The sequence below is a fragment of the Qipengyuania sp. genome (genome assembly GCF_043423005.1).
Taxonomy (GTDB): Bacteria; Pseudomonadota; Alphaproteobacteria; order Sphingomonadales; family Sphingomonadaceae; genus Qipengyuania.
Genome location: NZ_JBHWMI010000061.1, coordinates 22,381 through 38,649, shown reverse-complemented (window position 1 = coordinate 38,649; position 16,269 = coordinate 22,381). Strand labels below are relative to the sequence as shown.

At 65.1% G+C, this 16,269-nt stretch carries 17 protein-coding genes, 1 tRNA gene and 2 rRNA genes; 8 read left to right on the top strand and 12 right to left on the bottom strand.

From position 1 onward, the window contains the following. From ACHFFA_RS09600 to ACHFFA_RS09580, 5 genes are all read left to right on the top strand, one after another. Positions 1-375 (top strand): 23S ribosomal RNA (locus tag ACHFFA_RS09600); the annotation flags it as partial. Positions 376-489: 114 nt separating this feature from the next. Continuing rightward, positions 490-604, top strand: a 5S ribosomal RNA gene (gene rrf, locus ACHFFA_RS09595). 207 nt (positions 605-811) lie between these two features. Beyond that, positions 812-888 (top strand) — tRNA-Met (locus ACHFFA_RS09590). 253 nt (positions 889-1,141) lie between these two features. Then, on the top strand, positions 1,142-1,843 hold the full coding sequence (gntA, locus tag ACHFFA_RS09585) for a guanitoxin biosynthesis heme-dependent pre-guanitoxin N-hydroxylase GntA (protein WP_394270629.1): 702 nt from the start codon (positions 1,142-1,144) through the stop codon (positions 1,841-1,843). Further along, entirely contained in the window at positions 1,801-2,424 is a 624-nt protein-coding gene (locus tag ACHFFA_RS09580; protein WP_394270628.1) for a DUF1989 domain-containing protein, read from the top strand. The genes gntA and ACHFFA_RS09580 overlap by 43 nt, the downstream gene beginning before the upstream one ends. Position 2,425: 1 nt before the next feature. Here the strand turns inward: ACHFFA_RS09580 and ACHFFA_RS09575 are convergent, their stop codons facing one another. The 3 genes from ACHFFA_RS09575 to ACHFFA_RS09565 form a co-directional block, all read right to left on the bottom strand. After that, a complete protein-coding gene (locus tag ACHFFA_RS09575) occupies positions 2,426-3,193 on the bottom strand; it encodes a Crp/Fnr family transcriptional regulator (protein ID WP_394270627.1) in 768 nt (255 codons plus the stop codon). Between the two features lie 102 nt (positions 3,194-3,295). Then, complete coding sequence (locus ACHFFA_RS09570; RefSeq protein WP_394270626.1) at positions 3,296-4,072, bottom strand: sulfotransferase family protein; 777 nt, start codon at positions 4,070-4,072, stop codon at positions 3,296-3,298. Then, the gene (locus ACHFFA_RS09565) at positions 4,069-4,857 is read right to left on the bottom strand and encodes a Crp/Fnr family transcriptional regulator (RefSeq protein WP_394270625.1); all 789 of its coding nucleotides are present in this window, start codon (positions 4,855-4,857) and stop codon (positions 4,069-4,071) included. Before ACHFFA_RS09565 ends, ACHFFA_RS09570 begins: the two co-directional genes overlap by 4 nt. A gap of 112 nt (positions 4,858-4,969) precedes the next feature. On the opposite strand from ACHFFA_RS09565, the gene ACHFFA_RS09560 reads away from it, so the two are divergent. Beyond that, positions 4,970-6,100, top strand: a complete 1,131-nt coding sequence (locus ACHFFA_RS09560) for a glycosyltransferase (RefSeq protein ID WP_394270624.1) — start codon at positions 4,970-4,972, stop codon at positions 6,098-6,100. Here ACHFFA_RS09560 and ACHFFA_RS09555 read toward each other — a convergent pair. Genes ACHFFA_RS09555 through ACHFFA_RS09545 form a run of 3 tightly spaced genes read right to left on the bottom strand, consistent with a single transcriptional unit; the run spans position 6,001 to position 10,165 of the window. Beyond that, positions 6,001-6,942 (bottom strand): glycosyltransferase family 2 protein, encoded by a 942-nt coding sequence (locus tag ACHFFA_RS09555; RefSeq protein WP_394270623.1) that lies wholly within the window; start codon positions 6,940-6,942, stop codon positions 6,001-6,003. The genes ACHFFA_RS09560 and ACHFFA_RS09555 overlap by 100 nt on opposite strands. Next, on the bottom strand, positions 6,939-8,078 hold the full coding sequence (locus tag ACHFFA_RS09550) for a hypothetical protein (protein WP_394270622.1): 1,140 nt from the start codon (positions 8,076-8,078) through the stop codon (positions 6,939-6,941). The genes ACHFFA_RS09555 and ACHFFA_RS09550 overlap by 4 nt, the downstream gene beginning before the upstream one ends. Then, positions 8,075-10,165, bottom strand: coding sequence for an HAD-IIB family hydrolase (locus tag ACHFFA_RS09545; RefSeq protein WP_394270621.1), 2,091 nt, complete (start codon positions 10,163-10,165; stop codon positions 8,075-8,077). The genes ACHFFA_RS09550 and ACHFFA_RS09545 overlap by 4 nt, the downstream gene beginning before the upstream one ends. A gap of 211 nt (positions 10,166-10,376) precedes the next feature. On the opposite strand from ACHFFA_RS09545, the gene ACHFFA_RS09540 reads away from it, so the two are divergent. Both ACHFFA_RS09540 and trxC read left to right on the top strand, forming a co-directional pair. Beyond that, complete coding sequence (locus ACHFFA_RS09540) at positions 10,377-10,862, top strand: flagellar motor protein MotB (RefSeq protein ID WP_394270620.1); 486 nt, start codon at positions 10,377-10,379, stop codon at positions 10,860-10,862. 72 nt (positions 10,863-10,934) lie between these two features. Further along, entirely contained in the window at positions 10,935-11,375 is a 441-nt protein-coding gene (gene trxC / locus ACHFFA_RS09535) for a thioredoxin TrxC (protein ID WP_394270619.1), read from the top strand. A 12-nt stretch (positions 11,376-11,387) separates the two neighbouring features. Here the strand turns inward: trxC and ACHFFA_RS09530 are convergent, their stop codons facing one another. The 6 genes from ACHFFA_RS09530 to ACHFFA_RS09505 all read right to left on the bottom strand — a co-directional run bounded on the left by ACHFFA_RS09530 (position 11,388) and on the right by ACHFFA_RS09505 (position 16,268). Further along, positions 11,388-12,194 (bottom strand): universal stress protein, encoded by an 807-nt coding sequence (locus ACHFFA_RS09530; RefSeq protein ID WP_394270618.1) that lies wholly within the window; start codon positions 12,192-12,194, stop codon positions 11,388-11,390. A 130-nt stretch (positions 12,195-12,324) separates the two neighbouring features. After that, positions 12,325-12,954 carry a peroxiredoxin gene (locus tag ACHFFA_RS09525; RefSeq protein ID WP_394270617.1) on the bottom strand — a complete coding sequence of 210 codons (630 nt, stop codon included), beginning with the start codon at positions 12,952-12,954 and terminating at the stop codon, positions 12,325-12,327. A 139-nt stretch (positions 12,955-13,093) separates the two neighbouring features. Then, on the bottom strand, positions 13,094-13,219 hold the full coding sequence (locus tag ACHFFA_RS09520) for a DUF2474 domain-containing protein (RefSeq protein WP_394270616.1): 126 nt from the start codon (positions 13,217-13,219) through the stop codon (positions 13,094-13,096). Further along, positions 13,219-14,226: a cytochrome d ubiquinol oxidase subunit II gene (gene cydB, locus ACHFFA_RS09515; protein WP_394270615.1), complete on the bottom strand. Its 1,008-nt coding sequence runs from the start codon at positions 14,224-14,226 to the stop codon at positions 13,219-13,221. Before cydB ends, ACHFFA_RS09520 begins: the two co-directional genes overlap by 1 nt. Next, positions 14,216-15,670 (bottom strand): cytochrome ubiquinol oxidase subunit I, encoded by a 1,455-nt coding sequence (locus ACHFFA_RS09510; RefSeq protein ID WP_394270614.1) that lies wholly within the window; start codon positions 15,668-15,670, stop codon positions 14,216-14,218. Before ACHFFA_RS09510 ends, cydB begins: the two co-directional genes overlap by 11 nt. 133 nt (positions 15,671-15,803) lie before the next feature. Beyond that, the gene (locus ACHFFA_RS09505) at positions 15,804-16,268 is read right to left on the bottom strand and encodes a TIGR01244 family sulfur transferase (protein ID WP_394270613.1); all 465 of its coding nucleotides are present in this window, start codon (positions 16,266-16,268) and stop codon (positions 15,804-15,806) included. Position 16,269 lies beyond the last annotated feature (1 nt).

Genomic DNA, 16,269 nt, shown 5'->3' with positions numbered 1-16,269 from the left:
CGGCTCATCACATCCTGGGGCTGGAGCAGGTCCCAAGGGTTTGGCTGTTCGCCAATTAAAGTGGTACGTGAGCTGGGTTCAGAACGTCGCGAGACAGTTTGGTCCCTATCTGCCGTGGGCGTCGATACTTGAAAGGAGTTGCCCCTAGTACGAGAGGACCGGGGTGAACGTGCCTCTGGTGTACCTGTCATCCTGCCAAGGGTGCCGCAGGGTAGCTATGCACGGACGGGATAACCGCTGAAAGCATCTAAGCGGGAAGCCTCCCTTGAGATTAGGTATCTTCGAACCGTCATAGACCATGACGTTGATAGGCCGGGTGTGGAAGCGCAGTAATGTGTGAAGCTAACCGGTCCTAATAGTTCTTTTCGCGCTTGTTGAATCCCACCATCAACGACAGTCCTGCGGGCTGTCCGCGACGGAGGAAGCTCTCGAGCCGGATAACGCCCGATCAAAGTGCATCGATTTAACCCATGTCCGCCAGCTCTATTGCTTGGTGACCTTAGCGTCTGTGACCCACCCGATCCCATCTCGAACTCGGACGTGAAACCGGACAGCGCCGATGGTACTAGTGCCTAAGCACTGGAAGAGTAGGTCGTCGCCAGGCATTACAGCCGGCGGGCATGGAAACCCATTCACAGGTCAAGGCCGCTGCCGGGAAGTCCCGAGCGGCGGCTTTTTCTTTGCCGGGTCTCGTATCCGGTCGCGTCCGTGCCTCGCTTGGCGTGGTCGCGGGAACGCTAGGGAAGCTTAGTGCGCTCTTGTCGTTCCGGGGCGCAGGAGCGTCCGCCGGTGACAGGCCGGCATCTGGTGCCGCGGGGTGGAGCAGTCCGGTAGCTCGTCAGGCTCATAACCTGAAGGTCGTTGGTTCAAATCCAACCCCCGCAACCATCCACCAGCTATCCCATGCAAGGCTGGCCCCTTACCGTCGGCCACGCTCGACGCGTCGCGCCAGCACAGGGCGGCGTGCGCTACCCTAACCCATGTCAGCTTACGGACCGATTTGCCGGGTCACTCGTCTCTCGAGCAGACTTGTTCGAAACGCCGGTAGGAGCGACGATTCCTCCGCTCGAAGACACGATAGGGACTGCTTGCCGATGATCCGCTTTCTTCAACCTCTGTGCAACCGTAGGGGGCAAAGTACATGAAGCCCGGTATGCTTGCCGTGGCGGATGATGTCGCGGCGGAGATCGAGAGCGGTTTCCGAGCGAAGATCGCGCAGCCGGAATTCCCCTGTGTCGGTGCGAAGTCGGCGCAGGCACGGGGCACGCTCGACCTACTGATTGCCTTCGACATGCGCAGCAACTGGGACGACCTGCGGATCCACGATCGGCTGATCGACTGGTCCGCCCGCTACCGCGACGACCCGGAGGGGCTGCGGAGCTTGGCGGTCGTCTTCACGCATCCGGGCGATCTGACAGAGGCCCAGTTCGAGCGGTTATTGTGGGAAAGGCTGCAATCCTTTGCCGACAAGGATAATTGGCTGGGGCAGCCTTACGATCCTCGAGTCAGTCCCGATCCGGACGATCCCCATTTTTCGCTCAGCTTTGGCGGCGAGGCCTATTTCGTCGTTGGCCTGCATCCCAACGCCTCCCGCCCCGCGCGTCGTTTTCCCAAACCGACAATGGTGTTCAATCTTCACAACCAGTTCGAGGCCTTGCGCGACGCCGGCCGCTACGAGCGCATGCGACAAGCCATTCTCGAGCGCGATCGCGCTCTGGCAGGCAGCTGGAACCCGATGCTTTCCCGCCATGGCGAGACGAGCGAGGCTCGCCAGTACAGCGGCCGAGTCGTCGACGAGACATGGAGCTGCCCGTTCAAGGATCCGCGGCAGGATCCCTCGTGACCCGGATAGACCCACGCAGCGGCGTTGCCTTCCGGCTCCCCGCCGGTGCCGTGCTGACCGTGATCGACCCCCAAGGTGGGCAAGTGTCCGATCTTGTCGCCTATAATGCCGAAGACGTGCGCGAAGTGGTATCGAACGGTCGGACGTTCGACTACGAGGAGACGATCCGGCTGGGCGAGGGAAACATGCTGTGGTCCAACCGGTCGCGGCCGATGCTGAAAATCATCGAGGATACGGTCGGCTCGCATGATTTTCTTCTGACCCCGTGTTCGGTCGACACGTTCCGCCATTTCTACCCCGACAAGCCGGTTCATCGTGGGTGTTTCGGCAACCTTGCGCATGCGCTTGAGCCGTACGGCGTCGCGCCTGACGACATCCCGACGGCATTCAATGTCTTCATGAATGTGCCGGTCGACGGGCCAAGCGGCGTCCTCGCCGTCAAGCCGCCGCTGAGCAAGGAGGGCGACCGGATCAGGCTGAAGGTGCAAATGGACCTGATCGTCGGGCTGACGGCATGTTCGGCCTATGCGTCCAATGGGGGCACCTTCAAGCCGATCGACTACGAAGTCACCTCGCCCTGACCTAGTCCCAGTCTTCCTTAACCTTCAGCGGCCCGGGGCCGTACAGGTAATCGGGATCGAACCTGGCGAAGCGTTTCAGCGCAGACCAGTCGTTGGTGTACAGATCCCCGCGGCGGATTTCGGCAATGCCGAGTTCGCGCAGCTTTCCGACAGCGCGATTGGCATGGATGGCGCTGACGCCGCACATATCGGCAAGGTCGAACTGCGTGAACGGCGTGCGCAGAGCGCGCGTCACGGTGCGGCCGATCAGATCCAGACGGGCATGCAATTCAGCATAGAGATGCGCGATCCGCTGCGGCGCATCGAGCTGTTCGAGGGTCTGGATCCATTTGCGGTGGATCGCCGAATCAAGCAGCGTCGCGAACCACATGGCGCGCGCAATGCCCGGCCGCTCGTGCATCACTTTCTGCAAGGTCCGATGGCTGACACAGCCGACCGTGACCGGCCCCGCCGCATCGATATTGTGATCGAGCCGCTTGAGGGCGAAGCCGTGCAGATCGACGAAATCCCCCGGCACGTGAACGCCGGTGATATAGCGTTTGTCCGCCACCTCGATCGTGCGCAGGATGTAGCCTTCGACCAGGATCGTACTGCGATCGGTTTTCCGGCTGCGCGCGAGCAGGCGATGCCCGTCCTCATGCTCTTCTACAGCTTCGATCAGGTCTTCGATGTAGGACAGATCGTCGCGGGTCAGGTTTTCGCGCAACCTTCCGGCGAGAAAATTCCCGGTCAGCGGATACGAAACTGAACTCGTTATGTCCGCCCTCACGTCCATTCTTTGCCGGTTAATCCAGTTGACGGCTTCCGGTCTATTGACGGATGTTAGCTTTCTGTTCTTTTTGCCGCGGGTGCTTGCGCAGCCATCGAAAGCTCAATCCAATGCTTCGAGCACGGCTTTGCGGACACTCCCCAGCGGGTGGCGGCACACGGGCGTGAAGGTGGTGGTCGCCCCCCCGGGCAGATAACCCCAATCCGTCAGTTGCCGCGCAGAGGCTCCGTCCACCGCCGGCTCGATCGCATAATCTGTATTGCCATCGCGCAGCCTATCGTTTGCGGGCGCATCGGGCAGCTGGAGGAAGGCGAACAGGGCCCGGCGATACTGCTCGGGCTGGCGCACCAGATCCTCGTAGCGCAGCACCAGCGCGCTGTGCAGATAAGGCAGATCGCCGCGCAGGATTTCGTAAGCATCAAGCCCGTAGCGGGTCAGCCGTTCGGGGGGATCGTCGACCCACTTGCCCAGCGCTGCGGCCATCACCTGCGGGTGCCTCAGGATGATGACGAACTGAGCCAGCGGGAAAAGCTGCTGGTACAGCCGCGTCCGTATGAGGTTGACCGGCGATTTCTCCAGCCACCAGGGCTTTGCCGGATCGAACCAGGGCGACCAGTCGGCAAGCATCCGGTTGCGGATCTCGAGCCTGTTGTACGCCGAACCTTCGTCCATGTGCTGGGCCGGATCGGTCGCGAAATGGCCGGGACGTCCATCAAGAGCGGTATGCGGGATCGCGCCCTGAAGGTAACAGCCTTCGTTTTCGGGCACGGGCGCGTCAGCGATGCCGCTGACGTCGGGATGCCTGGCGATAAGACGCGCAAGCAGGCTGGTGCCGCTGCGGTGAAGACCGGCGACGAATACGAAACGCGCGCCCGTCAACGGGTGGCTTGCCTCAAGGTTACCGGTGCCTCGGCATGGGAACCGTAGAGGTAGGTCGGGTCGAACTCGGCAAAGCTTTCCAGCACGGCCCGGTTTGCCACCCGCACCTCGCCCCGCCGAAAATCGGCGATTCCGTCCTTGCGCAGTTGCATCAGGGCGCGGTTGACGTGGACCGGGGTCGCACCGCACATATCGGCGATGTCGATCTGGCGCAGCGGCGTCTGGAAACCGTCGACAAAGGCGCGGCCGACCATGTCCAGCCGCGCCCAGATTTCGGCGAAGACGTGGGCGATGCGCTTGGGCACCGGCAACTGACCCAGCGTCATGATCCATTCGCGATGCATGGCGGCATCGAGGAGGGTCGAAAACCAGAACAGCCGCGCGAGATGCGGATGCTCGTTGACGATTTCCTGTATCAGCGCATGCGGCACGAACCCGACCCGCGCAGCGCCGACGCACTCGATGTTGTGATCCAGCCGCCCGAGCGGGAACGAGTGGAGATCGACGAAGTCCCCCGGCACATGGAAGCTGACTGCATGACGGCGCTCGGAATTTTCGAGCGTGCGCAGCATGAACCCGTCGATCAACATCGTGGTGTTGACGCAAGGGTCGCCCCGCCTGACCAGCAATTCGCCATCGATCAGCGTGCGGGTTTCGGTCACCAGCGATTCCAGCTTCTGCTTTTCCGCTTCGCTCATGTCGTGCCGCAGGCGACCCGCAAGGAAGCGCCCGGTCAGTGGAAAGCGAACGAAGTCGTCGGTCGGGTCCATAATGCTGTTTGCCATCTCCCATCGACAGCGCAAGCGCCGTCGGCCAATATCGTCCCATGTTAGCACTTCGCGCCCCATGCGGGCACCAGCATTGCCATATCATGCCTCTGCGGCGTCTGCTTCGCCGGTGAGGATCGCCGTCCTCGCGCATATCCGGCACGCGATTGCCGAACCCTTCAGCGGCGGGATGGAGGCGCATTGCGCCATGCTGTGCAAGGCGCTGCGCGCTGCCGGCCACGAGGTGACGCTGTTCGCCGCCGCGGGGTCTCGTGATCCTGGCCTGTTTCCGATCTGCGATGCGCCCTACGACGAGGTGCTGCCGTGGAAGGTCTGGCGCGGCACGCCCGAGCTTGCCGCCTATCAACGCGAGGCGTTCGAACGCGCGCTCGCGGAAGTTCGCCGGGGCGGGTATGACGTGGTTCACAACAATTCCCTGTTTCCCGACATCATCGGCTGGTGTGCCGACGAGGCACGGCCCTGCGTCACCTCGCATCACGTCCCGCCATTCGAGAACCTGCTGGATGCGGTCTGCGACAATGCCGGGCGGCCCGGTATCGCCTTCACCATCGTCTCGCACCAGCAGCAGCTTTCCTGGTCGCAGAGGGGCGGGCCGCAGATGCATATCGTCCGTAACGGGGTCGATACCGCCTTCTGGTCACCCGGCGGGGACGGGACGGGCGAGCACTTCACCTGGATCGGACGGATCGTGCCCAACAAGGGCGTGGCGCACGCCGTTCGCGCCGCGCGCGAGGCAGGGGCGGAGCTGCGGATGTTCGGCCCGGTCGAGGACGAGACCTATTTCGCCCGTGAGGTCGCACCTCATCTTGGTGACAAAATCAGCTATCGTGGGCACGCCCCGGCCGGGGTCTTGCGCGACGAGGTGCGGACAGCGCGCGGCGCGCTCGTCACTCCGATGTGGGACGAACCGTTCGGTCTGGTCGCGGCCGAGGCGCTTGCCTGCGGCACCCCGGTTGTGGGGTTCGACCGCGGTGCCTTGCAGGAGGTCGTCGGCGAGTGCGGCATTCTGGTGCCCGGCGGGGATATCGAAGCGCTGGCGGGCGCGATGGATCGTGCAGCACTGACTGATCGCGACGCATGCCGCCGCCGCGCCGTCGCCCAACTGTCGAGCGAGGCGATGATCCGCGGTTACGAGGCGTGCTACGCCGCAGTCATCGCCGGTGCGCGGGGGGAGGCGGGCGCCATGCCCGCTTCTCCTTCGAGCTGCGCCAGCACCAGCGCGCTGCTGGCAAAGGGTTGATCTTCCTGCTGGCGTGTCAGCGCCAGTTCACGTTCGCCCGGTTCGCGCAGCTTTAACCAGCCGCCCCGCCCGTCGGGCTCGATCAGGCCCATCAAGCGGAAGGCGCGCAGCCAGTGTTGCATCGTCGGCTCGCCCCACTTCGCGGCGAATTGCGCCGCATTGGCCAGCACGCTGTCGAGATGGTGGACCGGCGGCATGTGATGCTTGTGATACTGATGATAGGCCTTGGCCCCGCGCACCCATGACAGCGGGATACCGTGCGCCGCGATCATTCGCCCGAAATCGGTATCCTCGCCGCCATAGCCGATATAGCGTTCGTCGAACCCGCCGACCGCGGCGAAAACCTCTGCCGTAAGGGCGAAGTTCAGCGACCAGAAGCAGCGGTAATCGCGGCACAGCCCGGTCTGGCCGGGGGGCGGGCCGGCCCTTTCGCTATGCTTGACGCAGATTTGCTCGAAGGCGGCAAAGTCAATCCCGTCGTCGGTCGCCCCCTTGGGCAAATAGCCGACTTCTCCCATCAGCACGCCGGGGCATATCGCGTGGGCGGCGGCGTAATCCGCGATGAGCCCGGGGGCGGGAATGCAATCGACATCGAGGAATACCAGCAACGTCCCCTGTGCCGCGAACGCCGCCGCATTGCGCGCCCGGGCCAGGCAGATGCCGGCATTGCCCAGCATGATCTGGCGCACCGGGAAACCGGGATCTGGCAAGGCATAGGGTTCCTGCTGCATCACCCCGATCACCAGCTCGGACGGCGGCAGTTCGCTCATCGCGAGGCCGAGGACGAGGTTGCGCAGATGATCGGCGCGGCCATGCGCCAGCGTGCAGACCGAAACGCTCACGCCACCGCCTCGAGATGGGGCGCGCGGCTTGCATCGTGCCACAGGCGGGCGATCAGCTGTTCGAGCCAGCGGGCGGTGCCTTCGGCGCAATCGGGATCGATCAAGCGGCGCTGATGCTGGACGTCGATCGCGGACGCGCGCTGCCACAGTTCGTCCCACGCGGCCGGATGCGAAGGCCAGTGCATCGATACCGCGGCAAGACCTTCGCGCTCCAAGACCAGAGCCTTGTGCACCTGTTCGTCGAAATAACGCCATTCCGGGATGACGACCCACGGCTTGCCCGCCGCCATCACCATATGCACGGTGGTGTTGCCGCAGGATGATACCACCCGGTCCGCCGCTGCGATCCACATATGCGGGTTGTGGACCCAACCGCGATGATCGAGATTGCCGGGCGGGGTTTCGTGCCATTCGCTACGGATGGTGCCGATGGTGATCCAGCGGCTGTGAGGCTCGGCCCGGGCGCCCAGGGTGAGGGGCGCGCTGGGCGTGCCGTCCCCGCCGCCGCCGGCGATCACCAGCACGAGATCGTCGTGCGGGTCGATGTCAAGCGCCCGGCGCGCCTCCGCCTTGTCGGGAATGATGCCGCAATCCACCCCGATGCCGGAGGCGTAGTGGGTCTTGGCGCGCAGCGCCTCGCCCCGATCATCCTGCTCGAGCGCCGCGGCATAGGGCGCCAGCAGGCCGACAGTGCTTTCGTAGGCGGCCATGTGCCCCGGATCGCTGCGCACCCCGTGCTGCATCACCGCGACGTGCGGAACCGAGCACAGGCGCGCCAACTGCCCCAGTTCGGCCGAGACATCGGTCACGAACAGGGCCGGTCGCTCTTCGGCGAACCACTGCGCTATGCGGGCGAAAGCGGCGGTGATGGTCGGCCAGCCGAGTGGCGCGCAGTGCACCGTCCGCGGGGCGGGCAGGGCCGCCATCGCCGGAGCCTCGCGACCAGTCGGCTCGAACAGCGAGGGGATCGCAACGACCGTGACGTTGGTGGCGAGCGGGGGGAAGATGTCCTCGCGCGCCGAGAACAGCGTCACTGGTCGATAAGGCGCGACGGCATTGGCAATGGCTGCGGCCCGTTCGGCATGGCCGCGCCCCTGATGGTGGACAAAATAGCCTAGCGGACGATTGTCGTTCACTGGACCGACCTCGCGCCGCGGCGTCGCCGGGCCAGCTGGGCGCGGTGATGCACCAGCACCCCTTCGAGAGCGCCGGCGGCATGTGAGCGCCGGGCGAGATAGACGTTGCTGCGCTGCGCCAGCGCGGCGACCTCTTCGGCATGATTGCCGACCAGAATGGCGTTCTGGCAGGCGCTGAGCATATCGGCGTCGTTGCCGCTGTCACCGATGGCGAAGACACTGTCGCCCGGGATGCCGAAATGATCGGCGACATGCGCCATCGCCGCCGCCTTGCCCGCGCGCGGCGGCAATACGTCGAGCAGGCGTTCGTGGCTGAACACCACTCGCCCGGCGATACCTTCCTCGGCCAGCCGTTCCTCCACCTGCCGGGCGATATGCGCGCCGGCGGCATAATAGCTGCGCTTGTAGGGGCGCTGTTCGTACACCGGCTGGGGCGCGAGCCCCGCCATCCCGTTGAGCGCGCTATCGACCGCGGCCGGATCCCATCCGTGCAAAATGCGCGCGGCAAATGCCTTGTCGAGGTTGAGCCCGTCAGGCCCGGGAAGGTAGATCTCCGTACCGACCGAAGTGATCCAGGCAATCGGATCGGGCAGGCGCCAGTCACGCACCAGACGGCGCGCCTCGACGATCGAACGGCCCGTCGCGACGACGAACCCGAAGCCCTCGCGGCGGCGGAAGAAATCGGCGATCCGCCGCGCCCCGCGGTCACATCCGGTGAGCGTGTTGTCGAGATCGCTGACCACCAGCTGCAACGGGGCCGGACGCTGGCACGCATTCTCGCCCAGCACTTCATGCGCGATCCGCATGAAACCGTCGGCATAGGCATCCCAACTCATGCCGGTGCTTCCCCGCAGGCCGTTCGCAGCGCATTTCTGCCACTGGCGCTTGTCTTCGATCAGGGTCTGGATAGCGCCGCCAATGTCGGCGAGATCGAGCGGATCGACCAGCAGGCCATGCTCCAGTTCGGCAAGGATGTCGGGCGGTCCGCCGACCCGGGTGGCGACCACCGGCACCCCGTGGGCCGCCGCCTCGACCAGCGTAAGGCCGTAGGGTTCGATCAGCGCCGGATTGACGAACACGCCGCCGGTCCGCGCGGCCAGCGCATACATCGATTCCACCAGTTCGCGCGAATGGGTCTTCGGATAGGCGACCTTGCCGTAAAGCTCGTGCCGGTCGATCGCATCGGCCAGTGACGACAGCACCTCGTGCTGCTCGGGCTCGCCGGATGACAGGGCCTCACGCTGTCCTGCAAGGATGACGAGGTTGCACCGTTCGCGCAGTGCCGGAGTAGTCGCGAATGCCTCGACCAGGCGGACGAGGTTCTTCTTGCGGACGGGCCGGGCGATGGCGAGGATCGCCGGGCGCAGGGGCTCGCGCACGAAGGGGGTGATGGCGTCGACCGCCGCAGCCATGCCGATTCCCGCACGGGGGCGGTCCATTCCGGGCACAAGCCGGTGGATCCGCCCGATCCGGGCCGAGGGATAGGCCATCAGCTGGCGTTCGCATTCATCGCGCGATGACCCGATGACCGCGCGTGCCGAAGCGATCGCGCGGTCTTCCTCGGCCAGGCGGCGCTCCATCTGCGGGCCCGGGCTGGGCAATGTCGCGCGCTTGTCGTGACCGAGCGAATGGGCCGTATAGACGAAGGGAATGCCCAGTACCCGCTCGATCTCGCGCGCTACGTCGGCGGCATCGGCGAAGTGTGCATGGATGAGGTCGGGCAGGCGGGGACGGCGCCGCAGTTCGGCGATCACCGCCGCGATGAACGCCTTGCGGTCCGCGATAAGAGCTTCCTTCGCCAGATAGCGGCGGTCCCCGCTATCGATCCGGCGGATGACGAGCTTGGGCCCGAGCCACTCTTCGGCCTGCGCATGGATCTCGCCCAATTGCGGTGCATCGAACAGGCGGGTGATGATTTCGGCGCAGGTCACGTCGGCGCGGCGGGCCAGCGCCTGCATTTCGCCCAAGATATAGGTAATATGGCCGCCGGTATCTTCGGTTATGCCGTACCGAACGGGTTCACCCCGTAAACAGCCCCCGAGCGCGATCGAAACGATATGCAATAACGGTCCCCTGCAAGTCTGCATTACAAAGCGGCGAACCGGCAACGCCTCGCCGGAACCAATCAATGTTAACCAACGATGATGGGCCAATTCACGAAACTGCGCAGGGGCGCGTTCGTTCCAGAATGGGACGATAATCGCACGCTCGAAAAGGCAACGCCCGCCGCCGATTGAGGCGACGGGCGCTGACATGCCCGAGCGGCGCGCGTGATCAGCGCAGCAGCGACAGCACGCTTTGCTGGCTCTGCGCGAAGGGGCGGCGAAGATCGCCCGCATTCGCCAGCTGGTGGAGCAGCGCATGGCGGCGGACCGGCGCCTCCAGCGGCTGATGCGGCAGGTCCGGATGGTCGAAACCAGCGACGGGGTACAGATCGATCTGGTCGACGATGCGGACTTCTCGATGTTCGCTTTGGGGACGACGATCCTTACCGACGAAGCCCGCGCGCTGCTCGGCCTGATCGGAGCCAGAATCGCGCAGGATCGGGGGCGGCTGGCGGTGCGTGGCCACACCGATGCGCTTCCCTATCGCCCCGGAGCGCGGGTCAACAACTGGTCGCTGTCCGCCGGGCGGGCCGAGGCGACACGCCAGGCGCTGCTTAGCGAAGGGGTGGCCGCGGCGCGGTTCCGGCGGATCGAGGGCGTCGCCGAGACCGAACCCCTGATCGGGGGCGATCCCGCCGACCCGCGCAATCGGCGCATCTCCATCCTGCTGGCCGATTAGGCACGGCTTGCGGGCGGGGCCTGTTCCGTTAGACATGGTTGCCTGTCACCCCGCATGGAAGGATCGGCCACGATGACTGCCGAGATGATCGTCTGCCCGCACTGCGCGGCCACCAACCGCGTCCCTGCCGAACGGCTCGCCGAGACGCCTCATTGCGGATCGTGCAAGCGCCAGCTGTTCACGCCCCATCCGCATGATGTGACCTCTGCCGTGCTCGCGAAGATGATCGCCCGCACCACGCTGCCGATAGTGGTGGATTTCTGGGCCCCATGGTGCGCCCCCTGCCGTTCGATGGCGCCGGCCTATGCGGCGGCCGCGGCGAAGCTCGTGCCCCATGCCTTGTGCGTCAAGCTCGACACCGAGGCGCAGGGCGAGGCGGGGGCGGCGCATCGCATTCAGTCGATCCCGACGATCGCGGCCTTTCACGGCGGCCGCGAGATCGCCCGGCGGGCAGGCGCCCTGCCGGAAAGCGCGATCATCGCCTGGGCCCGGCAGGCGATCGGGGCGGGCTAGGCCCAGCCGGGTTCAGTGCGCGAGAAGCAGCGGAACGGGCGGCGCACCCAGCAACGAACGGCTGACCCCGCCAAGAATGAATTCGCGCAGCCGCGACCGGCCATAGGCCCCCATGACGATGCACCCGGCGCCCTCAGCGCAGGCAAACGCGGCGATGGTGGCGGCAACGCCTTCCTCTCCTGCCGGCTCGTTCGCCGGCCGAACGGGTATCTCGTGTCGCGCGAGGTAGGCTTGCGCATCCTCGGCGGCGAGAAGCGGGGCATCGCCGGCCTCCTCGATTGTCAGCAGGACGACGTCCTTCGCCCGGCGCAGCAGAGGCAGAGCCGCGCGCAGGGCGTTGGCCGCCTCGCTCGATCCGTTCCAGGCGATCACGACGGGGGCGGTAACATCGAACCCCTGCGCGGTCGCGGGCACCAGCAGGAGCGGGGTCCGCATGCCGATCGCAAGATCCGCGGCAAGCGAGGAATAGGTGCCTTCGCTGCGATCGTCGGCACAGGCACCCATCACCACCACATCATGCAACGAAGCCAGACGCGGGATTGCGGTGTGGGGCCAGGAATATTCGATTGCCCAATCGCGCGGCGTATCATCTTGCGCCCATGCCCGGCTGAGACTGTCGCGCAGATCGTCGGCGTTCTGGCGCAGGCTCGGGATGATCTGCGCCGGCAACCCCATGTCGAACTCGCCATAGGCGACATCGAGCGGGACCGCCTGCAGGCAGGTGACGTGCCCGTCTAGTGCGCGGGCAAGTCCGAAAGCTGCAAGCCGGGCGGCTTCGAGGCAGCGATCGTTACGAACGTGAAGCAGTATCGAACGCATATGTGCGCTCCCTCACAGGTCGATGACCGGGTGAGGATTGCGCACGGCGAACAGCCTGTCAACGCTGCGCCGGGCCGGCGGCGGGGCGGGGTCTGGTCCACCCCGCCGCCAGCATCATGCGAGGCGTTGATCAGTCGATCTTGACCGTCCGCAGGTAGGGGCGGATTGTATTGAAGCCCTGCGGGAACCTGGCCTTCGCATCGTCGTCGGAAACGGATGGCGGGATGATTGCGTCCTTGCCGCGGGTCCAGTCAGCCGGCGTCGCAACGCCATGCTTGTCGCCATACTGGAGCGCATCGATCACCCGCAGGATTTCGTCGAAATTGCGCCCCACGCTCATCGGATAGGTGAGGATCAGGCGGATCTTCTTAGTCGGATCGATGATGAACACCGACCGGACCGCTGCCGTCTCGCTTTGTTCCGGGTGGATCATGTCGTAAAGCTTGGCAATCCGCAGATCCTTGTCGGCGATGATCGGGAATTGCAGATCGGTGCCTTGCGTATCGTTGATGTCCTCGATCCAGCGGGAATGTTCTTCTGCGGTATCGGTCGACAGGCCCAGCGGCTTGACGTTGCGCTTCTCGAATTCGCCGGCGAGCTGCGACGTGCGGCCCATTTCGGTCGTGCAAACGGGGGTGAAGTCCGCCGGGTGGCTGAAGAAGAAGACCCAGCTGTCACCCGCCCAATCGTGCAGGCTGATCTCGCCCCGCTGCGTGGCGACGGTGAAATCGGGGGCAGTATCGCCGATGTGAAGGCTCATTCCTTGTCCTTTCATGAGTGTGCCGAGCGCGCGGCAAAGGGATTGTCACGCGCCTAGATAGGGACGGGCACCGGGCAGACAATCCACCGCGGCTCGTGCCCGGCCAGCGCCGGGCGCCAGACCCGGTCGTGGTCTCCGTTCAGTTTTTCAACCACAGGCGCAGTACGAATGCGATCGTCCCGAGAACGAGGATGCTGGCAGCCCATATCGCGATCATCCAGCCCAGACGCTGCCACAAGGGGGTATCGGGCTCGCCCTCGCGCATCAATGATAGCCCTCGTCGCCGACCTTGCCGCGGAACACCCAATAGGCCCATGCGGTATAGCCCAGGATCAGGGGCAGGGTGATGGCGACACCGATCAGCATGAACACCTGGCTCCTTTCCGGCGCGGCTGCCTCCCAGATGGTGAGGCCCGGCGGCACCACATAGGGCCACATGGTCACCCCCAGCCCCGCCATGCCCAGCAGGAACAGCAGCAGGCTGAGCCAGAAGGGCTTGCTGTGTCGTTCGACTGACAAGGCGCGGATCAGCGCGAGGGCGACCAGTCCGGTAAGGATCGGGACGGGCGCGGCATAGTAGATTTCCGGGGCCGAAAGCCAGCGCTCGGCATATTCGGGATTGAGCAGCAGGTTGTAGAGGCTGACCGCGCCCATCAGCACGAAGGTCGCCCAGGCGGCGCGCTTGGCGAGCTTGCGGGCGTGGTGCTGGCTGTCGCCCTCGAGCTTCCATACCAGCCATGTCGCACCCAGCAGGGCATAACCCGCCACCGTGCCGAGACCCGTCAGGAGCGTATAGGGCGTCAGCCAGTCGAACCAGCTGCCGGCATAGGCGCGGCCGACCACATCGATACCCTGCAACAGCGCGCCCAGCGTCATGCCCTGCGCCATCGCCGCGACCAGGGAGCCCCCGGTAAACGCCGCGTCCCAGAAGCCGCGATGGGCCGGGTCGCGCCAGCGATACTCGAACGCCACACCGCGGAAGACGAGGCCCAGCAGCATGGCGATGATCAGCGGATAGGTCGCCGGCAGGACCACGGCATAGGCCAGCGGAAAGGCCGCCAGCAGCCCTCCGCCGCCCAGCACCAGCCAGGTTTCGTTCCCGTCCCACACCGGAGCGATGGAGTTCATCGCCCGGTCGCGCTCTGCCCCGACTTCGAAGGTGGGGAAGAGAATGCCGATGCCGAGATCGAACCCGTCCATCACGACATAGGCGAAGACCGCGAAGGCGATGATGAAGGCCCAGATGACGGTCAGGTCGAAATCAACGCCCATCGGTCGCCTCCTCGTGGTCGGCAGGCAGCGGGCTGGGATCGCCGGGGTTCTGCGTTGGCCCCGGCGTGATCCCGGCGGTGCGGATCGGCCCGCTGTCGCCGCGCTTCACACCGCTCTCGCCGGTATGCGGTTCATGGCTCATCAGCCGCAGGATGTACCACGTGCCGACCCCGAACACCGCGAAGTAGACGACGACAAAGGCCAGCAGCGAGGCCCCCACGGCCGGCGCGTCGAGCGGGCTGACCGCATCGGCGGTGCGCAGCAGGTTGTAGATCACATAGGGCTGCCGGCCGACTTCGGTCGTGATCCAGCCGGCGATGACGGCGACGAACCCGCTCGGCCCCATGATCAAGGCCGCGCGGTGAAGCAGGGACCAGTCGTAGAGCTTCCCGCGCGCCCGGGCGATCAGGCTCCACAGGCCGATGCCGAGCATGGCGAAGCCGATCCCCACCATGATCCGGAACGACCAGAAGACGATCCCCACCGGCGGTTCCTCGTCGTCGGGAATGGTGTCGAGCCCGGCGAGCGGGGCATTTGGGTCGTGCTTGAGGATGAGCGACGAGGCCTTGGGAATCTCGATCGCGTATTTCACCCGCTTTTCCTCGCTGTCGGGAATACCGAACAGGATCAGCGGGGCGCCGTCGGGATGGCTTTGGTAATGGCCCTCCATCGCCATGACCTTCTGCGGCTGATGCTCGAGCGTGTTGAGTCCATGCATGTCGCCGGCAAAGATCTGCACCGGGGCGACCAGCGCCGCCATCCACATCGCCATCGAGAACATCTTGCGTGCATGGGGGCTCGCCCGGTCGCGCAGCAGATGCCACGCCCCGACCCCGCCGACGACGAACGCCGTGGTGAGGTAGGCCGCGACTACGGTGTGGACGAGGCGGTAGGGGAAACTGGGATTGAAGACGATGTCCCACCAGCTGTCCCCCGGCAGGAACTGGCCGTTGGCACCGATCTCGTAACCGACCGGGGTCTGCATCCAGCTGTTGACCGACAGAATCCAGAACGCCGAAACGAACGTGCCCAGCGCCACCATCAGCGTGGCCGCGAAGTGCAGCTTCTTGCCCACCCGGTTCATGCCGAACAGCATGACCCCGAGAAAGCCGGCCTCGAGGAAGAAGGCGGTCAGCACTTCGTAGGCCATGAGCGGCCCGATGACCGGCCCGGCGCGATCGGAAAAGACCGACCAGTTGGTGCCGAACTGATAGCTCATCACGATCCCGCTGACGACGCCCATAGCAAAGGCGATGGCGAAGATCTTGAGCCAGTATTTGAACAGGTCGAGGTAGAGCTGCTTGCCGGTCTTCAGCCACAACCCCTCCAGCACCGCGAGGTAGCTGGCGAGGCCGATCGAAAAGGCCGGAAAGATGAAATGGAAGCTGACCGTGAAGGCGAACTGGATGCGGGCGAGCAGCAGGGCATCGAACTGGTCGAACATGGCGCCGTCTTACGCTGTCGCTCATCATTGCGCCAATGAAAGCACTGCAAGCGATGTTGCGTCTTTCATCGCGAATGTCGGGAGCGGTCGTCGGCTGTCGAGCAACGAGAGCCCGACCGGCCGCTATCTCATGTCAATCTGCGAGGTATCCGCGAAGGCTTTCCAGATCGTATCCGGCGCGGCCAGCCGCCGCGATCCGCTCATCCGCCGTGAGTCCTTCCGGATTGGCGAGGACATACAATGCAGCAGAGCGGGTTCCGCTGCGGCAATAGGCAAGGCTGCGCCCCCCGGCCGGATCATGCGCCGCAACGAGGGCCGTCATCGCGGAGGGCGAGAACATGCCCCCCTGCACCGGGATGTGATGGAAGGACAGGCCCGCGTCTTCGGCGGCCCGCCGCATGGCGGCGGCATCCGGCTGGCCCGCCTCTTCGCCATCGGGACGATTGCAGACAATTGTGGTGAACCCGGCCTCAGCCAGTCGCGCCATGTCCGAAGGGACGATCTGCGGCGCCACGGCGAAAGCGGGTGTCAGTTCGGCGATCACAGTCATGCAGTCTTTCTCGCGAACAGCCGCCTTGGGATAGTTTGGCAGCGTCATA